Annotated in this window: 14 protein-coding genes and 2 pseudogenes; 5 read left to right on the forward strand and 11 right to left on the reverse strand. The window is 59.5% G+C overall.

Annotated elements, in window-relative coordinates; genetic code table 11:
• The first annotated feature begins 101 nt into the window (after positions 1-101).
• From B0G74_RS35690 to B0G74_RS35710, 5 genes and pseudogenes are all read left to right on the forward strand, one after another.
• Positions 102-2,477 carry an acetamidase/formamidase family protein gene (locus B0G74_RS35690; protein ID WP_132381027.1) on the forward strand — a complete coding sequence of 792 codons (2,376 nt, stop codon included), beginning with the start codon at positions 102-104 and terminating at the stop codon, positions 2,475-2,477.
• Positions 2,478-2,616: 139 nt separating this feature from the next.
• Positions 2,617-3,519 carry a polysaccharide deacetylase family protein gene (locus B0G74_RS35695; protein ID WP_132381029.1) on the forward strand — a complete coding sequence of 301 codons (903 nt, stop codon included), beginning with the start codon at positions 2,617-2,619 and terminating at the stop codon, positions 3,517-3,519.
• 77 nt (positions 3,520-3,596) lie between these two features.
• On the forward strand, positions 3,597-4,448 hold the full coding sequence (locus tag B0G74_RS35700) for an ABC transporter substrate-binding protein (protein ID WP_243658464.1): 852 nt from the start codon (positions 3,597-3,599) through the stop codon (positions 4,446-4,448).
• A 104-nt stretch (positions 4,449-4,552) separates the two neighbouring features.
• Positions 4,553-6,211 carry an amino acid ABC transporter permease/ATP-binding protein gene (locus B0G74_RS47560; protein WP_279388634.1) on the forward strand — a complete coding sequence of 553 codons (1,659 nt, stop codon included), beginning with the start codon at positions 4,553-4,555 and terminating at the stop codon, positions 6,209-6,211.
• A gap of 13 nt (positions 6,212-6,224) precedes the next feature.
• A pseudogene (locus B0G74_RS35710) lies at positions 6,225-7,240 on the forward strand (alpha/beta fold hydrolase).
• A gap of 156 nt (positions 7,241-7,396) precedes the next feature.
• On the opposite strand, the pseudogene B0G74_RS47115 reads toward B0G74_RS35710, so the two are convergent.
• The 11 genes and pseudogenes from B0G74_RS47115 to B0G74_RS35770 form a co-directional block, all read right to left on the reverse strand.
• A pseudogene (locus B0G74_RS47115) lies at positions 7,397-7,559 on the reverse strand (branched-chain amino acid ABC transporter substrate-binding protein); the annotation flags it as partial.
• Between the two features lie 87 nt (positions 7,560-7,646).
• A complete protein-coding gene (locus tag B0G74_RS35720) occupies positions 7,647-8,102 on the reverse strand; it encodes a ribonuclease (protein ID WP_132381035.1) in 456 nt (151 codons plus the stop codon).
• A gap of 289 nt (positions 8,103-8,391) precedes the next feature.
• Entirely contained in the window at positions 8,392-9,033 is a 642-nt protein-coding gene (locus B0G74_RS35725) for a DUF1109 domain-containing protein (RefSeq protein WP_132381037.1), read from the reverse strand.
• The gene (locus tag B0G74_RS35730; RefSeq protein ID WP_132381368.1) at positions 9,033-9,578 is read right to left on the reverse strand and encodes a sigma-70 family RNA polymerase sigma factor; all 546 of its coding nucleotides are present in this window, start codon (positions 9,576-9,578) and stop codon (positions 9,033-9,035) included. Before B0G74_RS35730 ends, B0G74_RS35725 begins: the two co-directional genes overlap by 1 nt.
• A gap of 23 nt (positions 9,579-9,601) precedes the next feature.
• Positions 9,602-9,862, reverse strand: coding sequence for a sigma-70 region 4 domain-containing protein (locus B0G74_RS35735; protein WP_243658467.1), 261 nt, complete (start codon positions 9,860-9,862; stop codon positions 9,602-9,604).
• Between the two features lie 175 nt (positions 9,863-10,037).
• Positions 10,038-10,538, reverse strand: coding sequence for a DoxX family protein (locus B0G74_RS35740; RefSeq protein WP_132381041.1), 501 nt, complete (start codon positions 10,536-10,538; stop codon positions 10,038-10,040).
• A gap of 487 nt (positions 10,539-11,025) precedes the next feature.
• On the reverse strand, positions 11,026-11,337 hold the full coding sequence (locus tag B0G74_RS35745) for a hypothetical protein (protein ID WP_132381043.1): 312 nt from the start codon (positions 11,335-11,337) through the stop codon (positions 11,026-11,028).
• A gap of 892 nt (positions 11,338-12,229) precedes the next feature.
• Positions 12,230-12,448, reverse strand: coding sequence for a hypothetical protein (locus B0G74_RS35755; RefSeq protein ID WP_132381047.1), 219 nt, complete (start codon positions 12,446-12,448; stop codon positions 12,230-12,232).
• Between the two features lie 828 nt (positions 12,449-13,276).
• Positions 13,277-13,564, reverse strand: coding sequence for a hypothetical protein (locus B0G74_RS35760; RefSeq protein ID WP_243658468.1), 288 nt, complete (start codon positions 13,562-13,564; stop codon positions 13,277-13,279).
• Positions 13,565-14,305: 741 nt separating this feature from the next.
• Positions 14,306-14,539 (reverse strand): hypothetical protein, encoded by a 234-nt coding sequence (locus B0G74_RS35765; protein ID WP_132381049.1) that lies wholly within the window; start codon positions 14,537-14,539, stop codon positions 14,306-14,308.
• Between the two features lie 147 nt (positions 14,540-14,686).
• Positions 14,687-15,253 carry a universal stress protein gene (locus B0G74_RS35770; protein WP_132381051.1) on the reverse strand — a complete coding sequence of 189 codons (567 nt, stop codon included), beginning with the start codon at positions 15,251-15,253 and terminating at the stop codon, positions 14,687-14,689.
• Between the last annotated feature and the right edge of the window lie 126 nt (positions 15,254-15,379).

The following is a 15,379-nucleotide window of genomic DNA, read 5'->3' on the forward strand; positions in this document are numbered from 1 at the left end:
GTCGTAGCGCAGCGCCACAGCGCTAACGGCGTTGTTATCGATGGCACGGACATTGCCTTTGAATCACTCGACTGACGTTCGTCAGGGTCCGGGAGCCTGGGTTGGACTTACTGCGTTTCACCACCGAGTCGTACGCCGAAGTAGATCGCCTGCGAGCATGGAACGAGGCGCTCGACCGGCTTGGTCTGCGCTGCGGCGCGCCTCAGGCAGCCGCGCGCCACTTGCATGGAACCATCAAGTCGCGCAAGTCGAGCAACGGCTTTGAACTGATCGCGCTGGCCGCGTTCGCGCAAACGATCGAGCTCAAAGTCGACGGCACCGACAGTCTCGTGATCGTGCTGCATCTCGACGGCGGCGTAACGCTCGTCGCCGACGGTGTGCGCGCGCGAGTTGCGACCGGTGATATTGTTTATGCGTCGTCGCGCGAGGAAGCGGGCCTGTCGTTCACCTCCGACTTCCGTGCGTTCGTGATCCGCGTGCCCCGCGCCGCCATCAACGCACGCCTTCTTACACCGTTCTCACTGCGTGCCGGGCGTTTGCCCGGAGACGCCGGTATCGGTCACGTGTTCTCCGGCTTTCTGCGCTCGATTGCTGAAAGCGTGGAGACGTTGTCACTCGACGATCTGCGTCCCCTCGAACTCGCGCTCGCGGAGTTCCTGGTCGCCAGTCTCGTCGGGCACGACAAGGAAGGCAGCTTCAGTGGCCTCACGCCATCTCAGGCCGCGCTCTTTTCACGAATATGTCGAACCATCGAAGGCAATCTCGCTGACCCCGATCTCGGGTTGACTTCGATAGCGAAGGAAGAGCGCGTGTCGCCGCGCTATTTGCAGAAACTGTTTGAAGCGGTTGGACAGAATTTCTCGACCTACTTGCGCTCCCGCAGACTGGAGCGCTGCCGCGCGGATCTGGTCAATCCCCTGTATGAAAAGCTTTCGATTGCCGATGTCTGCTTCCGCTGGGGTTTCAACGACCCCGCGTATTTCAGCCGCGCATTTCGCGAGCAATATGGCGCGTCGCCGCGCACTTTCCGGCATGAAGCAGGTCTTGAATTAGCGCGCCTTCTCGTGCGGCGAATCTCGCGCGGCTTGCCCGTCAACGCCGGGAGTCTGATCGTGCAGGCACAACTCGCCGAGCAGGGTGCGGTTCATGAAGTTGCGGACGAGACCGGCTCTGCCGAGCAGCCTGAAGCGCCTTCGGCACCCCCGTCCCGCGAGTCCGGCAAGCCGCGTCATCATCTGTTGCGCGCGACGGCCAACACAATTCACTGGGGTTACTTCAGTCACGATCTCAAGCCCGTGCTCGAGCTGAACAGCGGCGACACGGTGACGATCGAAACACTCACGCAACACGCGGCGGATGATTGGGAGCGCATGGTGCAGGGTGATCCTGGCGCTGAAAGCGTGTTCCACTGGACCGCCGGGCGCAAGAACGTCAATCGCCGCGGCGCCGGTCCCATGGATGCGTCCATCTATGGACGTGGCGCGGGTGAAGGCTTCGGCGTGCATATCTGTACCGGACCGATTGCCGTGCGCGGCGCGGAACCCGGCGATGTGCTGGAAGTGCGCATTCTCGACATTCACCCGCGCCGTTGCGCCAATCCGAAATTCGCCGGCCGCGCGTTCGGCAGCAATGCCGCTGCGTGGTGGGGCTTCCACTATCGCGAGTTATTGACCGAGCCGAAACCGCGCGAGGTCGTCACCATCTATGAACTTGATGCCGACGCCACCGCAGGCAAAACCGCCTGCGCGCGCGCTGTCTATAACTTCCGCTGGACACCTCAGCGCGACCCCTTTGGCGTGATGCATCCGACAATCGACTATCCCGGCGTGCCAGTCGATCATTCGACGGTGGTCGAGAATCACGACATCCTGAAGAACGTCCAGATTCCGGTACGTCCACACTTCGGCGTGATCACGGTCGCGCCGCAGCAGGATGGTCTGATCGATTCGATCCCGCCCTCCACCTTCGGCGGAAATCTCGACAACTGGCGCGTGACGCGTGGAGCGAGCGTGTTCTTGCCAGTCGGGGTGCCGGGCGCTCTGCTCTCCGTCGGCGACCCGCATGCATCGCAAGGAGATTCAGAACTGTGCGGCACCGCGATCGAATGTTCGCTCACCGGCGACTTCCAACTGGTGCTCCACAAGAAAGAGACGCTCGGCAGGCAGGTGTTTGCGGACCTCACCTATCCGCTAGTCGAAACCGCCGACGAATGGGTTCTTCACGGCTTCAGCTATCCGAACTATCTGGCCGAGTTCGGCACGAGCGCGCAAAGCGCTGTGTACGAAAAATCCACGCTCGATCTCGCGATGCGCGACGCGTTCATCAAAACCCGGCGCTTCCTGATGACGACCAAGGGTCTTTCCGAAGATGAGGCGATCTCTCTGATCTCGGTCGCAGTCGACTTCGGCGTGACGCAGGTGGTAGACGGCAACTGGGGCGTGCACGCGATCATCCGGAAGTCGCTCTTCACCGCGTGAAGTAGCGAGTAGCGACCTCCGATACGCGTGCGTACAAGAGTTTGTTCGCAGCAAGCTCGATGCCGCGATTTTGGCTTCCCTACCATGGGTTCTGACTTGAACACAGGCGTATGCGCCGTTCGACAGGACTCACTGGACCATGGATTCTCCCGCACATCGCACGCTGCCCGGCCACGGGCGCTTTCAATATTTGCCGATCAACGGCCGCCCCGTTTATCGTTGGCCCGACGGTTCCCGGTTGGCGGTCTATATCGGTTTCAACATCGAGCACTTTGCGTTCGGTGAAGGACTGGGACCGACTATCGGCCCGGTGATGCCCGAACCCGATGTGCTCAATCACGCGTGGCGTGAGTACGCATTGCGCGTGGGCGCATGGCGCTGTCTCGATCTCTTCGATGAACTCGCACTGCCAACCGCGGCCATCATCAACACGGCGCTCTACGATCACTGCCCCGAACTGGTCGCCGCGTTCGCTCAGCGTGGCGATGAACTCGTCGCGCACGGCCATACGAATTCGGACCGACAAGGAACGCTGACCGAAGACGACGAACGCGCGCTGATCGTGGCATGTCGCGAGCGGATCGCGGCGGAGAGCGCGCAACAGCCGGCCGGCTGGTTATCGCCGTGGCTCTCGGAGAGCCATGTCACCAGCGATCTGGTGGCCGAAGCGGGTTACCAGTACACGCTCAACTGGTGTCACGACGATCAGCCCACGCGCCTGCTTACGCGCAACGGTCACCCGCTGTGGGCGATTCCGTATCCGGAGGAGGTCAACGATATCCCGATGATCCTTGCGCGCCAAATGGACGCGAAATCGTTCGCCGATCTGGTGATCGATCACTTCGAGGAAATGCTGCGGCAATCCGCGCGAGAACCGCTGGTGATGGGCATTGCGCTGCATGCGTACCTGATGGGACAACCGCATCGTTTGTGTCACTTGCGGCGGGCACTCGAACATATTGCCCGCGCGCGCGACGAAGGCCGGGTCTGCATCACCACGCCTGGTTCGATTGCAAACCACATGGACTTTCTCGGGCATTAGATCACTTCATTTTCACTTTGCCATGCCGCCCTCGTCCGCCCATATTTCCTTCAACCTCAATAGGATTCGCCATGTTCATGTCAAAGGCAATCAAGCTGCTGCTGTGCGCACTCACCGGTCTTCTCCTCGCACAAGGCGCGTCAGCGCAATCGTGCGAACCGTCCAAGGTGGCTCAGAAATATCCGTCGCTTGCGGGCAAGACCATCAAGATCGGCGTGGACCCCGAGTCGCCTCCATATGCGTTTCGTGACAGCAAGGATTTCAACAAGATCATCGGCGCCGATGCAGACATGGCCCGGACCGTGTTCGACTGCGCCGGCGTGAAGACGGAATTTTTCACTGCCGGCTGGCCGGGGCTGCTGCCCGCGCTGCGTGCCGGACAGATCGACGTGATGTGGGACTTGCTGTACTACACGCCGGAACGGGCGAAGGAAACGACCTTCGTTACGTATATGCAGGCCGGCACGGGCGGTCTGGTGGCGGCTGGCAACCCCAAGAAGATCGATGACATCTCCAAGCTCTGCGGCCTCACGGTCACGGCAGGCATTGGCACCGTCGAACTGACGATGGCGCAGGCGCAAGCCGCCAAATGCAAAGCCGAAGGCAAGCCCGACGTGACCATCATGACGTCCGCCGATATCGCGTCGGGCGCACGCCTCGTCGCAAGCCATCGTGCCGATGTCATGATGTACGACCTGGCGCTCGTCGACGGTCTCGCGAAACAGAACCCACAACTCTACATGCGCGGCTTCATGGTGACGAGCGGTATGAAGATCGGCGTGGGTGTGAAGAAAGGCAACGCCGATATGATCGCCGCCGTTTCCGACGGACTCAAGATCATGCAGGCCAATCAGACGCAGAAGAAGACCTTTCAGCGATACGGCGTAGATCCGTCGCTGCAAACGCCGACCACACTGCTTACTCAATAAAGGCTGCCTGCGCGGCACACCGTGTCGTGTGCCGGTAGCGTCATGGATCAGGTTCGGAAATGAAGGCATTGCGTATCAAACACATTGTAGTCGGCGCTCTCGGTATGGTTGCCATGTTCGTATTGCAGCCGGCGATGGCGGCCGGTCTCGATGGCGCTCAGGTGTTCGACGGTTTCAAGGAGCTGGCCGGGTATGTCGGCTCGCCCTTCCTGCTCGGCGGCGCGTGGATCGCGGTGAAGATTACGCTGATAGCGATGTCGATCGGGCTGGTGCTCGGGCTCGGTCTTGCGCTGATGCGGCTGTCGCGATTCAAGGCCTTGAACTCAGCGGCGTGGGGTTATATCTGGTTCGTGCGCGGCACACCGCAACTACTGCAACTCGTGTTCATCTTCGACGCGTTGCCGCTGATCGGTTTGCGTTTCGATGAAGTCACGACTGCGGTTATCGGCTTTGCATTGAACGAGGCGGCGTTCAGCGCTGAACTGTTTCGTGCCGGCATCTTGTCAGTGAACCGTTCGCAATCGACCGCCGCCGCCGCACTCGGCATGGGACCGTTGCTGACGTTACGCCGCATTATCCTGCCGCAATCGATGCGCGCGGTGATCCCGGGCCTCGCCAATGACACCATCGGCATGTTGAAGCTAACGTCGATCGCGTCGGTGATCTTCGTCAACGAGCTAACGTTTCGCTCGCAACAGGTCGTCGGCCAGAACTTCAAGTTCTTTACCGTGTTCGGTGCGGCGGCGGTGATTTATCTGGTCCTGACGAGCGGGATCTCCTTGCTTCAGGTGTGGCTCGAAAGCATCTTCGATCACGAGCGCGACCGAAAGGTCACGTTGTCGTGGTTCGGACTGCGCCCTTCGACGCGCAATGTGAAAGCGCTCGACGCACCGATTGACTCTCCGGTCGCCGCAAAAGAGCCGGAGGCGAACGATCACGCATGGATCGGGACGCTGCTGCCTGCCGAAAGTCGCACGCCGCGGCATCGCGATGAACCGTTTGTAGCGTGCAGGAACGTCTGGAAATCGTATGGCAAGCGCGAGATATTGCGCGGCGTCGACCTGTCGATCGGGCATGGCGAAGTGGTCGTCATCCTCGGCCCGAGCGGTTCCGGCAAAAGCACACTGCTCAAGCTGATTAACCATCTCGAACCGCTTGACTGGGGAACGATCAAGGTCGATTCGCAGTATGTGGGTTACCGGGAAGTACCGGGTGGCGGCGGCACGGTGCGGCCCCTGCACAACCTCGCACGCGCACGCGCCGAAGCGCGCGTGGGTATGGTGTTCCAGCATTTCAATCTCTTCAGTCATTTGAGTGCGCTGGACAACATCGTCGAAGCACAGCGGCAGGTCTATGACGTGCCGCTTGCCGAAGCGCAAGCACTCGGCCGGGAGTTGTTGAAGAGCGTGGGCCTCGCCGCGCACGCGGATTTTCTGCCGCATCGGCTATCAGGCGGGCAGCAGCAGCGCGTGGCGATTGCGCGTGCGCTCGCGATCAAGCCCAAGTTGATGCTCTTCGACGAACCGACTTCGGCGCTCGATCCAGAACTCGTCGGTGAAGTGCTTGGCGTGATGCGCGGGCTGGCTGATGCAGGCATGACGATGGTCGTGGTCACGCACGAAATCCGCTTTGCTCGCGATGTCGCCGACCGCGTTGTCTTCATGGACGGCGGCGAAGTTATCGAGCAAGGAACGCCGCAGCAGGTCATCGACAACCCGACTCACGAGCGCACCCAAAAATTCCTTAACGTCGTCGCCAATTGAATATGAGGCTCACATGACAGACTTCGAAACTTTCAATCTCGGCCGCGTCGTGCTGCAGTCCGGTGCGACGCTCCCTGACATGCTGCTCAGCTACAAGACGTATGGCCGGCTGAATGCCGCGCGCGACAACGCGATTGTCTATCCGACGTTTTATAGCGGCAGCCATGTCGACAATGAATGGCTGATCGGCGAGCACATGGGGCTCGATCCGCGGGAGTATTTCATCATCGTGCCGAATATGTTTGGCAACGGCGTATCGAGTTCGCCAAGCAACAATCCCCCCCTTATGATCGCGGCCGCTTTCCGCATGTGACGCTCTACGACAACGTCGCGATGCAGTATCGCCTCGTGACCGAGAAGTTTGGCATCGAGTCGCTCAGGCTCGTCACCGGCTGGTCGATGGGCGCGATGCAGGCGTTCCACTGGGCTGCGATGTATCCGGAAATGGTCGAACGCATTCTGCCGTTCTGCGGGGCGGCGCGGTGCTCGCGGCACAATTTTGTGTTCATCGAAGGGCTTAAGGCTCCATTGCTGTTGGACCCGGAATTCAAGGACGGTTTCTACGATGCACCGCCGACGCGTGGAATGCGCGCTGCCGCGAGGGTGTTTGCCGGATGGGGATTTTCGCAGGCGTTTCTGCGTCAACGGCTCGACATGGAAGCAATGGGGTATGGCTCTCTCGAGGACTTCATTACGCAGTTCTGGGAAGGCGACTTCCTGAAGAAGGACGCGAACAATATCTTGTCGATGATGTGGAGTTGGCAGTACGGCGATATTTCCGCGAATTCTCTATATAAGGGAGATTTCGATCGAGCGTTGGCCAGTATCACTGCAAAGGCTATTGTGATGCCCGGGCGCACGGATCTGTATTTTCCGCCGGAAGATAGTGAGTATGAGGTTTCGAAGATGCCCAATGCACAGTTGCGGCCTATCGAATCGGTTTGGGGTCATTTTGCGGGCGGTCCCGCAGCCAACGCTGTCGATGTTAAATTCATCGATAGTGCGGTGAAGGAGATTCTGGCTGCGTAGTGTTCGGCTCTTTTGCGCTCGGTTCCGCGTGCGCCAGACTTTTTTTGCAAGGTCTGGCGCGAACTCGGGAGGATCGCCGAGATGTCCGCATGCCTTCGTGTGGAAGTGCGAACAGTACCGCACGCCTGAATGGCCTCCCACGTATTGTACAGCGAAAATCACGCCGTACCGCAGGTCGCCTCTTGAATCGAACTGCGTTTCGCCAAGCACACCTTGGTAGTCGGTTGCCGGCATCGCGGCAAGGATTTTCGCGGAGTCGGTTGATTTGCGCGCGCTTCATCGCCGCGACAATCACGCCCACGGCGTCGCATGCAAACGGTCGTGCCATCGCAGCACGGCCTTTGAAAACACAACACCCCGGCGTCTCCTTTATGAGAGGCCCGGGGGCGTTTTTCATTGGCTCAAGTTATTCTGCAATGCGTTTGAAACTGACGTAGTAATCGTCGGTGTAGTAGCAGTCGCCGGTCTGCTTGCGCGGTCCACCACATACGATGCGGCGCTGCCCACGATCCGCCGAGCCAGGCGTGCGAACTGTGTAGGTGTGGTAGTAGCCACGCGGATGCTGCGGCAGCAATGCCGCGCTGTTGCGGAACAGGACACCGTCCTCGCCAAAAGGGAAAGGGCCGCCCGCTTTGATCAGACGTAGTGTTTCGGCAGCTTCCGCCGACAACTGCGCTTTAGTGACGGTAGCCAGCGTGCCCGATGCGACGGGTGTGGCGCTCGCGGCCTGCCCAGGCTGAACCGGCGCCTGACTCTCGGATGCGCCCGATGCTTGAGTAGCGTTTTGCGATCCGTCCTTACCGCATCCGCCGAGGATCGCGCTCAAGGCGAGGATGTACGGGAAAGCCCACGCTTGCTTCACGAAGCGGTTGTCTCCGGGTTGACCAGCATTCGACGACCACGAACGATTTAAGGGTATCGCTAACGGCAGAGTGAATCAATGTCCGGCCCGAAATAGCAATTTTTAACTCGACAACCAGGCCGTTACACGGTTCGCGGCGTTCGAGAAGTATGCAAATCAAGCAGATTGCGGCGAGGCTCGTTTTATCGAACAGACGCACAGTCGAGGCGCTTTCAGCCGCGGGCGCCGCCGGCCCACTGCCTTTTGGACGGTCCATTCGTCCCTCGCTACAGTGCTTCGCCCCGTAACTTCACCACCGAAGGAGCGTCGGCCCAAGCAGTGCCCCGGCGGCCGTCGGAATCGACATCCCGATCAGATACCAGGTTGCCCAGAACGGCACACTCATTTCCGGACATCGAAGACTGTAGGCAAGCGCGCCGATCGCGCCTGCAACAAGTCCGGCGGCCGCGCCCGTGAGGCGAAGCCGCGTCGGCGCGAGAGCGCGCGCCGCCCACAGCGCGGCCGCGAACGCGGGTAACGAGATCAGCGCGATGTTGAAAGAGCACGAGCGCCAAGTGCGACCCATCAGTAGGTGCTCACGCGCCTCGGGCGGCGCGAACCAGAGCACCAGTAGTGCGGCAAGCCACACCAGTGCCACCGGCGTCGCGAGTACGGCCCACCAGCCCCCTACAGCCCTGCCGGGTCGCCCGAGGCGCACGCAGGCCGCCAACGCTGCAAACGCGAGACATGTGGGCCACACGAGCTTCGCCCAGAACAGCGGAGCATGCAGAAGAACGGCGATATCATGCCGCACGCCGTAACCGAGAATCACGATCGCAAGCGCACCCATTGCGCCAAACGTGAGCGCTCCACCGAAGCGCTTTGCAGCGACATGTCGTTCGACAGGCGCAACGCCTGTCGCGAGCATCGAAATCAGATCCTCTGTTTTCATCAGGATATCCCTCGAATCTTCATGGCCAAAGCCCTCAGCCCGCGATGCACGCCTACTTTCACAGCCGATTCCGATAAGCCGGTCAGGCGCGACGTTTCCTCGACGGTAAGCCCTTGCAGCTTGACGTGCACGATCGGCAAACGCTGACGGTCCGGTAGCTGGTCGAGCAACTTGTGCACATCGCGCCTCGCATCCGCGGGTTCCGTGTCCGATGCGGCGAAGATATCGGCTTCGTCATCAAGCGGTTCCTGGAACGCCTCGCGACGCGATCGCGCACGCAGATGGTCCGTCAGCTTGTAGCGCGCAATCGCGTTGATCCAGGCGGTCAGCGGTTCGTCCGGGCGCCAGGTATGGCGTCCGTTATGCACGGCCAGCAGGATTTCCTGCACGACGTCTTCGATATCATGAGGCAGATAGTGCAGCCGTTTGCGCAGTAACGCCCGCAGATGTCCGGTCAGGTCCTGCAGAAACGCTCGATACGACGCGGCGTCGCCTTCCAGCGAGCGGACCAGCAAGTTTCTGAGCCGTTCCTCGACTGGACGCATCGGCCCGGCGTGCGTCCCGCGCGTCACGTTGACGTGACTCCGAGCTTCGATTCTGGCCGCACGGGGGCGGTCACGTGACGCAACCGTTCGCGTCGACGTGAGAGCCGCGACATGACCGCTTCAACCGGCATGCCGAGCACCAGCGAGATTTCCGCGTAACTCATGTCGTCAAGACCGACCATCAGCACCACTTCGCGCTGCTGTTCCCAAAGCATTTGAAAGACCCAATCGAGGTCTCGCACTTCGAGACATGAAATCTGGTTGCCGCTGTGTGTGATCGTCATTTGCCATCGGCGCGAATTCGTGCCTCGTCGAAATCGCATCGCGTAGCGCAGACTTCGCTCTGGCGTGCCCTGCACTGGATCGCCGGCGTAGCCACGGTCGCCCACTGGCGCGCGCATAACGGCGAAGATCAGATACCTGGTCCGCAATGCCGTCCTGGAATTCCATCGCCCTTCCCTATTGCCGCCCGTCGCGACTAAGCCAGCCATCGACGGAGAACGGTCCCGATCCCCCCAACATCAGAGCGGCAAGACACGCAAGATAAAGCAGATCGGTTTCGTAGCCCGGCGGACCGAACTGCGGGCCGGCCGACGTGACTGCCATCAGCTTGATCGACAAGAACCCGTACGGAAGATGCACAGTCAGCGCCGCAACCATCAGCACCGCGATCATTGGCAGACTGACGAGTGACACGAACGCGCCGGCGAAGATCGAGAGACCCCCGATCAGTTCGATTGCAATGGTCGCCCACGCCATGAAGTGTGGTGCCGGCACACCGAGCGCGTGCAAAATCCCGGCAAATGCATCCGGATGCTTGACGATTTTTGAGTAGCCATGCGCCATGAACCCGTAACCGACGATCAGCCGCAATGGCAGGGGTGCCCATCGGGCGAGGCTCCAGCGATCCGTCAGCCGGGCGGAATCGGTGAAACGAAGCAGGTGGCGGACAGTGTCCATGCGCAAGGTCTCCTGATGAACGTTAGCAAAGAACAACGGGCGATGCAGGTGGGGTATGCATTCGCCCGCTCTCTTTGTAGTTCGTCGAGGATGGATGCGCGGTTACAGTGAGGCTGAATATTTTTTCCTTGGCACGCGCCTGCTCCACTGTTGCCGGTCACTTGTCAGTAAAAGCCGGCTCAGACAGGGCATGCCGCTACAGCCGCTGAACTGTGTCGCCAGTTGCTGTTATTCGATCACCACACGGGCATGCAACCAGCCAATGTGCCGCAAGCCAATGCCAAAAGCGGTCAGGGAGAAACAAAAGACCGCTGTCCCTGAGGGCAGCGGTCTTTCTTAGGATGGGTGACGCATGAGGGACTCGAACTCCGGGTTTGCGGATCTCGTGAGGATAGTCCGTTACGACACACGCTATGCGAGTCGATGCCTCGCTCTGCCGGGGCTTGAACTCACGCCCCCGTCAGCATTTACGTCGACGACGCAACTGTTATTGGCCGGCGGCCGGCGACACTACGCTCGGGGTAGCCAGCGTGTTGTGACTCCCGGGAGCGTTGGTGAGGGACGTCGAGCTATTGTTAGTGCTATTCGGCATGCCCGAGTTCGGCGACCCGGCGCCCATGCCGCTGTCCGAGTTGGTGACGCCGGGCGTGCCGTAGCCGCTCGTTGCATTGGTCGGCGATACCGCGGCCGGCGACACGGTGGTCGGGGTCGCCAGCGTGTTGTTGCTCTGTGCATAAGCACCGCCCGCCAGCGTGAGTGCGGCGAGGGCCGCGATTAATGTGCTGGTTGCCTTGTTCATGACCCGCTCCTCCTTAATTGGACTGGAATTTCGACGCAAACGATCTATTCGTATTTTTCCAGGTAACACCAAGTTTAGGAAAGCGGTCGCTAATAATTAAGCGCATTGTTCGCAAGGGTGAATTTCGATTTTCGAAGTGACCTAAACGGGTCCCTGGTCCCCAATCTGAGGCCGGCGTGGTCCAGCATGCGCGGTGCATGCTACGTGACCCGCGAGGAAACTGATTGGGTGGTGTGGATAGCAAGCAGCCAGTGGAACGGGGCCGGTGAGCAAACTTGCAACCAAGCTCCCCCATGATTGGCGAAGATCTGGGCGGAAGAAGCGAACGTCGCTTCCTGGCCGCACTGAGCCGGATGATGGCCGTCGCAGGTGGCCTCTTGAGTCGTCGACGAACAACGCCCGGAACGTCTCGGAGGACTTTCATTGCTTCGCGTCATGCCCAACATGAACGAAAGGAGCAGTGACGACGACAGCCTCACGTTCAACGAGCCGATCGACGCGGGCAAGGCCTACGCGAGCTGAGCGTCGTGCTACTTCCCTCGACAAAAACTGCCGGGGAACACGCATGCGAAGTTCCGACAGCGTAGTGGACGAAGCCAGGCTGGTCGCCACCGTGATTTCAAAGCACCGCTTGTCACGCCTTCCCGGGCGAAGCTCGCTGATGCTCGCCCATCACCCACTCGCCAGGCGGGGTGCCATCAGCTGTATTCTGGTACAGCCAGCTTCCGCAGACCGTGCAATTCCAGTTGCTGCTGATTTTCGTCGTGTGGCCCGATGGCCCGATTGCACTGACGCCAGAGGCGGCAAGATCGCCGTGTGGGGAAACGCTGGATGGCTTGCCAACTAATTCGCGACAGGCGTTGCAAGGCTGCATAACTGTCTCCAATGATGCCTATGCCGAATTCTCGTCGCACCACTGGATCGCCCAGCGCTGCGCCGCCTCGATAGCGGCTGCGTCGGAGGGATAGTCGCCGAGATCGCCTGACCATTTGACCTCGACGGTGTCGCCGCCCACCGAGGCGCGCCGGTAGATCTTTGCACGGGCGTAGTAATGGCCGCCTTCATCGAGAGGTGACGCGTCGATATGGAAGTCCTTGTAGTCGAACTGCATGGTCACCTCCCAATGAGTGGGGAAATCCTACAGGGCGACACTGCGCACAGCAATCGGTTGGGATACCAATCGGTTGCTGTAGGCTGTGGAATTCAGACGCGTGGAGCCATGCCTGCTTATTCCAGCGTTCTTGATTCTTGATCAGTCGGATCGGAGACACGATCACCTTGATCAGTGATCGTGTTCGGCGAGATGTATACGTCACACACAATAGACGAGAGACCGTAGTCGACCTCATCCCGGGCGTTGGATCCTCGGCTATCGAAACGGCGGTTCCTCCCGGTTAAACCGGTCATTGAATGTAAGTATGCAGATCAAGGTCTCCAGAAGCGACAGCACGTAAAACAACTTTTTCCCGTTTCTTTTTTTGAGTATCTTCGCAGGCTCAGAATCCTTATTCAGCGGTGCGATCACTGGATTCACTTCCTACATTTGCTTCGACATCCTATGCAAGCTTCGCCTGGAGGAAATGAACCAGCGAGATGGCGCCATCGATGCCTTGGCGCGCAGAGATGCTGCGCGCACAGTGGGCGATGCGTCCCGCTTCCGGCGAGCCAATTACACACCGTCGAAGGCGGCACTGCCCCGCGTAACTGCGTCACGATATTAACGTTGTGACTGGCGATACCGGGAATTAGCTGGGGGACGAGCTGTGTCGCGAATGTGGCAAGAAGAGGCAAATCATGGACATTTGGCTTGTTGCCACCATATCTGGGCTATAAGCTTTCATTAACGCGGACGAATCCCCGCATTTGGTGTGTTAAGTAGCCGTAGGCAAGTCCTGCGGCTTCTTTTTATGCGACCGGAAAGAATCCGCAGGGAGCCAGATCAAGAAATGTTCTGGCGCGGCGTTCGATGTTGTCGAGATTCCAGGCGACGCGGGCAAATGCTTCCCGATGGCGTCGGCCGGCCATGGGCCTCAAAGTCGTCCAGTTGAAGCAGCAAACTATCCAGCGCGCAGAGTTGGGCGCGCGTCAGGTGAGTCCCATTCAGAAGCTCGTGGAGCCGTCCGCGCCAGTATTCAGCCGACAGGATTGGCCCGCCGAGGTCTTCTATCAGTGATGGAACCATCACGCGTGCAATATGCGCGATGTCCTGGTCAAAGAACATACCCATGTGCGCCCCCTAATGTGGTTCTGGCCTGCGCCATATTGTTTTACGTCTGATAAATACTTTAGACCAGTTTTTGCGGCATGCCAAATATTGGGATCGATGGCGGTAAGTCTCAGACGACAGTCTCGCGAGCCGTATTGGTTGTCCGGGAGCTTGGCCGCCCCTTCAGTGGCCGGGATATTCGCCGTCCATGCTCGTTGCCATGACCTAAGATATAACTATGATCGCGAGCAAGGAGACGACCATGGTCGAGTCAATTTCGGCAGTGTTTCTGGGGGCGATCGTCCTGATCATGGCTGCCATCCTGATTGCGGAGCACTACAGACGCGAACATCACAGGAATCGGCAACTTCGGTGGCTCGACACGCACCCAATGCGCGACTGGTTACACCGTAGGCCGTGACGCAGGCAGAACGTAAAGCCCGCGCGAAGCGCGCCAGATGAGCGGAAACTTATTAATGGCAGCGATTTTGCCGGTGGCCGTGTATCACGCTGTAACCGGGGACGGGCATCGTACCAAGGCCGCTTAACGCTTCACCTTAGCGACGGTTTCGCAGCTTGCCGCGATCCGTAACGTGAAGTCGTGGTTAATAGATTGTCGAAGTCACCACCAAGCGCCCGTAGCACGTCGCGCGCGTAGTGGTTCGACGTTTGCGCTCGCTGCAAAGGCGTGCGCTGCTAGCATCAATGACGGAACTGCATGGAACACGCCGGACACTCGTGTCCGTTCATATTGCGTGCCAATCAGGTCTTGTCCGGTGTTTTCAGCTCGATCAACATCCGCTCACAACCGCCTTGATCCGGCGCCATGCAGCCGAGCAAATGTTCACTGCTCGGCATCAGCATTTCGCCGCCCGTCTGGATCGCCAACGTCATGCCGGGATTCTTCTGCCATACGATGAGGCCGAAACATGCAAGCGCCAACAGCACGACGAGCGAGAACGCGATCCTCTCCAGCTTCCAATAGATTTTCGGCATACTGACACCTTCAGCATGGCACAGGGTTTGTGATGGGCGCGCGGCCCACAAGTAACGGCTGAGGTATTGTCAACTTAAGCAAATCGGCCTGACCAATATCCCGCTTCAATAGCATTTTTGGCGCACTGACGCCGGCCAGCAATTCCGTTAAGTTGACAGTGCCGGAGTAACTGCAAGCGGAATTCGCCCGATGATGAATCCATGAGGCGACGAAGACTTCGATGTTGTCGATTGCTTGCGGGCTCCCGCTTCGCCCACGACGCCCGTATGTGTCGACTGCCGCACCACCAGAACGGGAATAGCGCTATGAGTCAGTACCTTCTGTGTCTCACTGCCGATCAACAGGCCACGCACACCGCTGCGTCCGTGGGACGCCATGACAATCAGGTCACAATTTCGCTCGATGGCGGTGCTGATGATCGCTTCATAAGGATGAGCGCGGGTGGTGGCAACCGTTTCGCATATCACGCCCGCTTGGCTTGCCGCCTTCGTGACAGCCACGAGAAAGGCTTCTGCACGCTCCCTGTTGACCTGAACGAATCTCTCCTCGGTATCCGCGAGCATTTCGGTTCCATATGCCAAAACATGGAACTCCGGCATGACATGAAGTCCCGTAACCGAAGCGTCATTTTCGGCGGCGAGCGTCACCGCCATCTGGACTGCGACTTCGGAAAGTGCCGAGCCGTCGGTCGGCACCAGCAGATGCTTGAACATGACACCTCCCCTCGCTCGACGCGCGGGCTGTATCCGACGCGCACTTAACAGCTCGCGACATCGACATTGATGCCGCTATAAATTACACTTTGCTTTCAGTATAGACACTGCCGCCATTTGCGAAAT

The organism is Paraburkholderia sp. BL9I2N2 (assembly GCF_004339745.1).
Classification (GTDB): domain Bacteria; phylum Pseudomonadota; class Gammaproteobacteria; order Burkholderiales; family Burkholderiaceae; genus Paraburkholderia.

Excerpts from the sequence above, each read along its gene's own strand:
- B0G74_RS35695 (WP_132381029.1), top strand. The coding sequence starts at position 2,617 with ATGGATTCTCCCGCACATCGCACGCTGCCCGGCCACGGGCGCTTTCAA.
- B0G74_RS35700 (WP_243658464.1), top strand. The coding sequence starts at position 3,597 with ATGTCAAAGGCAATCAAGCTGCTGCTGTGCGCACTCACCGGTCTTCTC.
- B0G74_RS47560 (WP_279388634.1), top strand. The coding sequence starts at position 4,553 with ATGGTTGCCATGTTCGTATTGCAGCCGGCGATGGCGGCCGGTCTCGAT.
- B0G74_RS35725 (WP_132381037.1), bottom strand. The coding sequence starts at position 9,033 with ATGAAAACAGAGGATCTGATTTCGATGCTCGCGACAGGCGTTGCGCCT.
- B0G74_RS35730 (WP_132381368.1), bottom strand. The coding sequence starts at position 9,578 with ATGCGTCCAGTCGAGGAACGGCTCAGAAACTTGCTGGTCCGCTCGCTG.
- B0G74_RS35735 (WP_243658467.1), bottom strand. The coding sequence starts at position 9,862 with ATGACGATCACACACAGCGGCAACCAGATTTCATGTCTCGAAGTGCGA.
- B0G74_RS35740 (WP_132381041.1), bottom strand. The coding sequence starts at position 10,538 with ATGGACACTGTCCGCCACCTGCTTCGTTTCACCGATTCCGCCCGGCTG.
- B0G74_RS35745 (WP_132381043.1), bottom strand. The coding sequence starts at position 11,337 with ATGAACAAGGCAACCAGCACATTAATCGCGGCCCTCGCCGCACTCACG.
- B0G74_RS35755 (WP_132381047.1), bottom strand. The coding sequence starts at position 12,448 with ATGCAGTTCGACTACAAGGACTTCCATATCGACGCGTCACCTCTCGAT.
- B0G74_RS35760 (WP_243658468.1), bottom strand. The coding sequence starts at position 13,564 with ATGGGTATGTTCTTTGACCAGGACATCGCGCATATTGCACGCGTGATG.
- B0G74_RS35765 (WP_132381049.1), bottom strand. The coding sequence starts at position 14,539 with ATGCCGAAAATCTATTGGAAGCTGGAGAGGATCGCGTTCTCGCTCGTC.
- B0G74_RS35770 (WP_132381051.1), bottom strand. The coding sequence starts at position 15,253 with ATGTTCAAGCATCTGCTGGTGCCGACCGACGGCTCGGCACTTTCCGAA.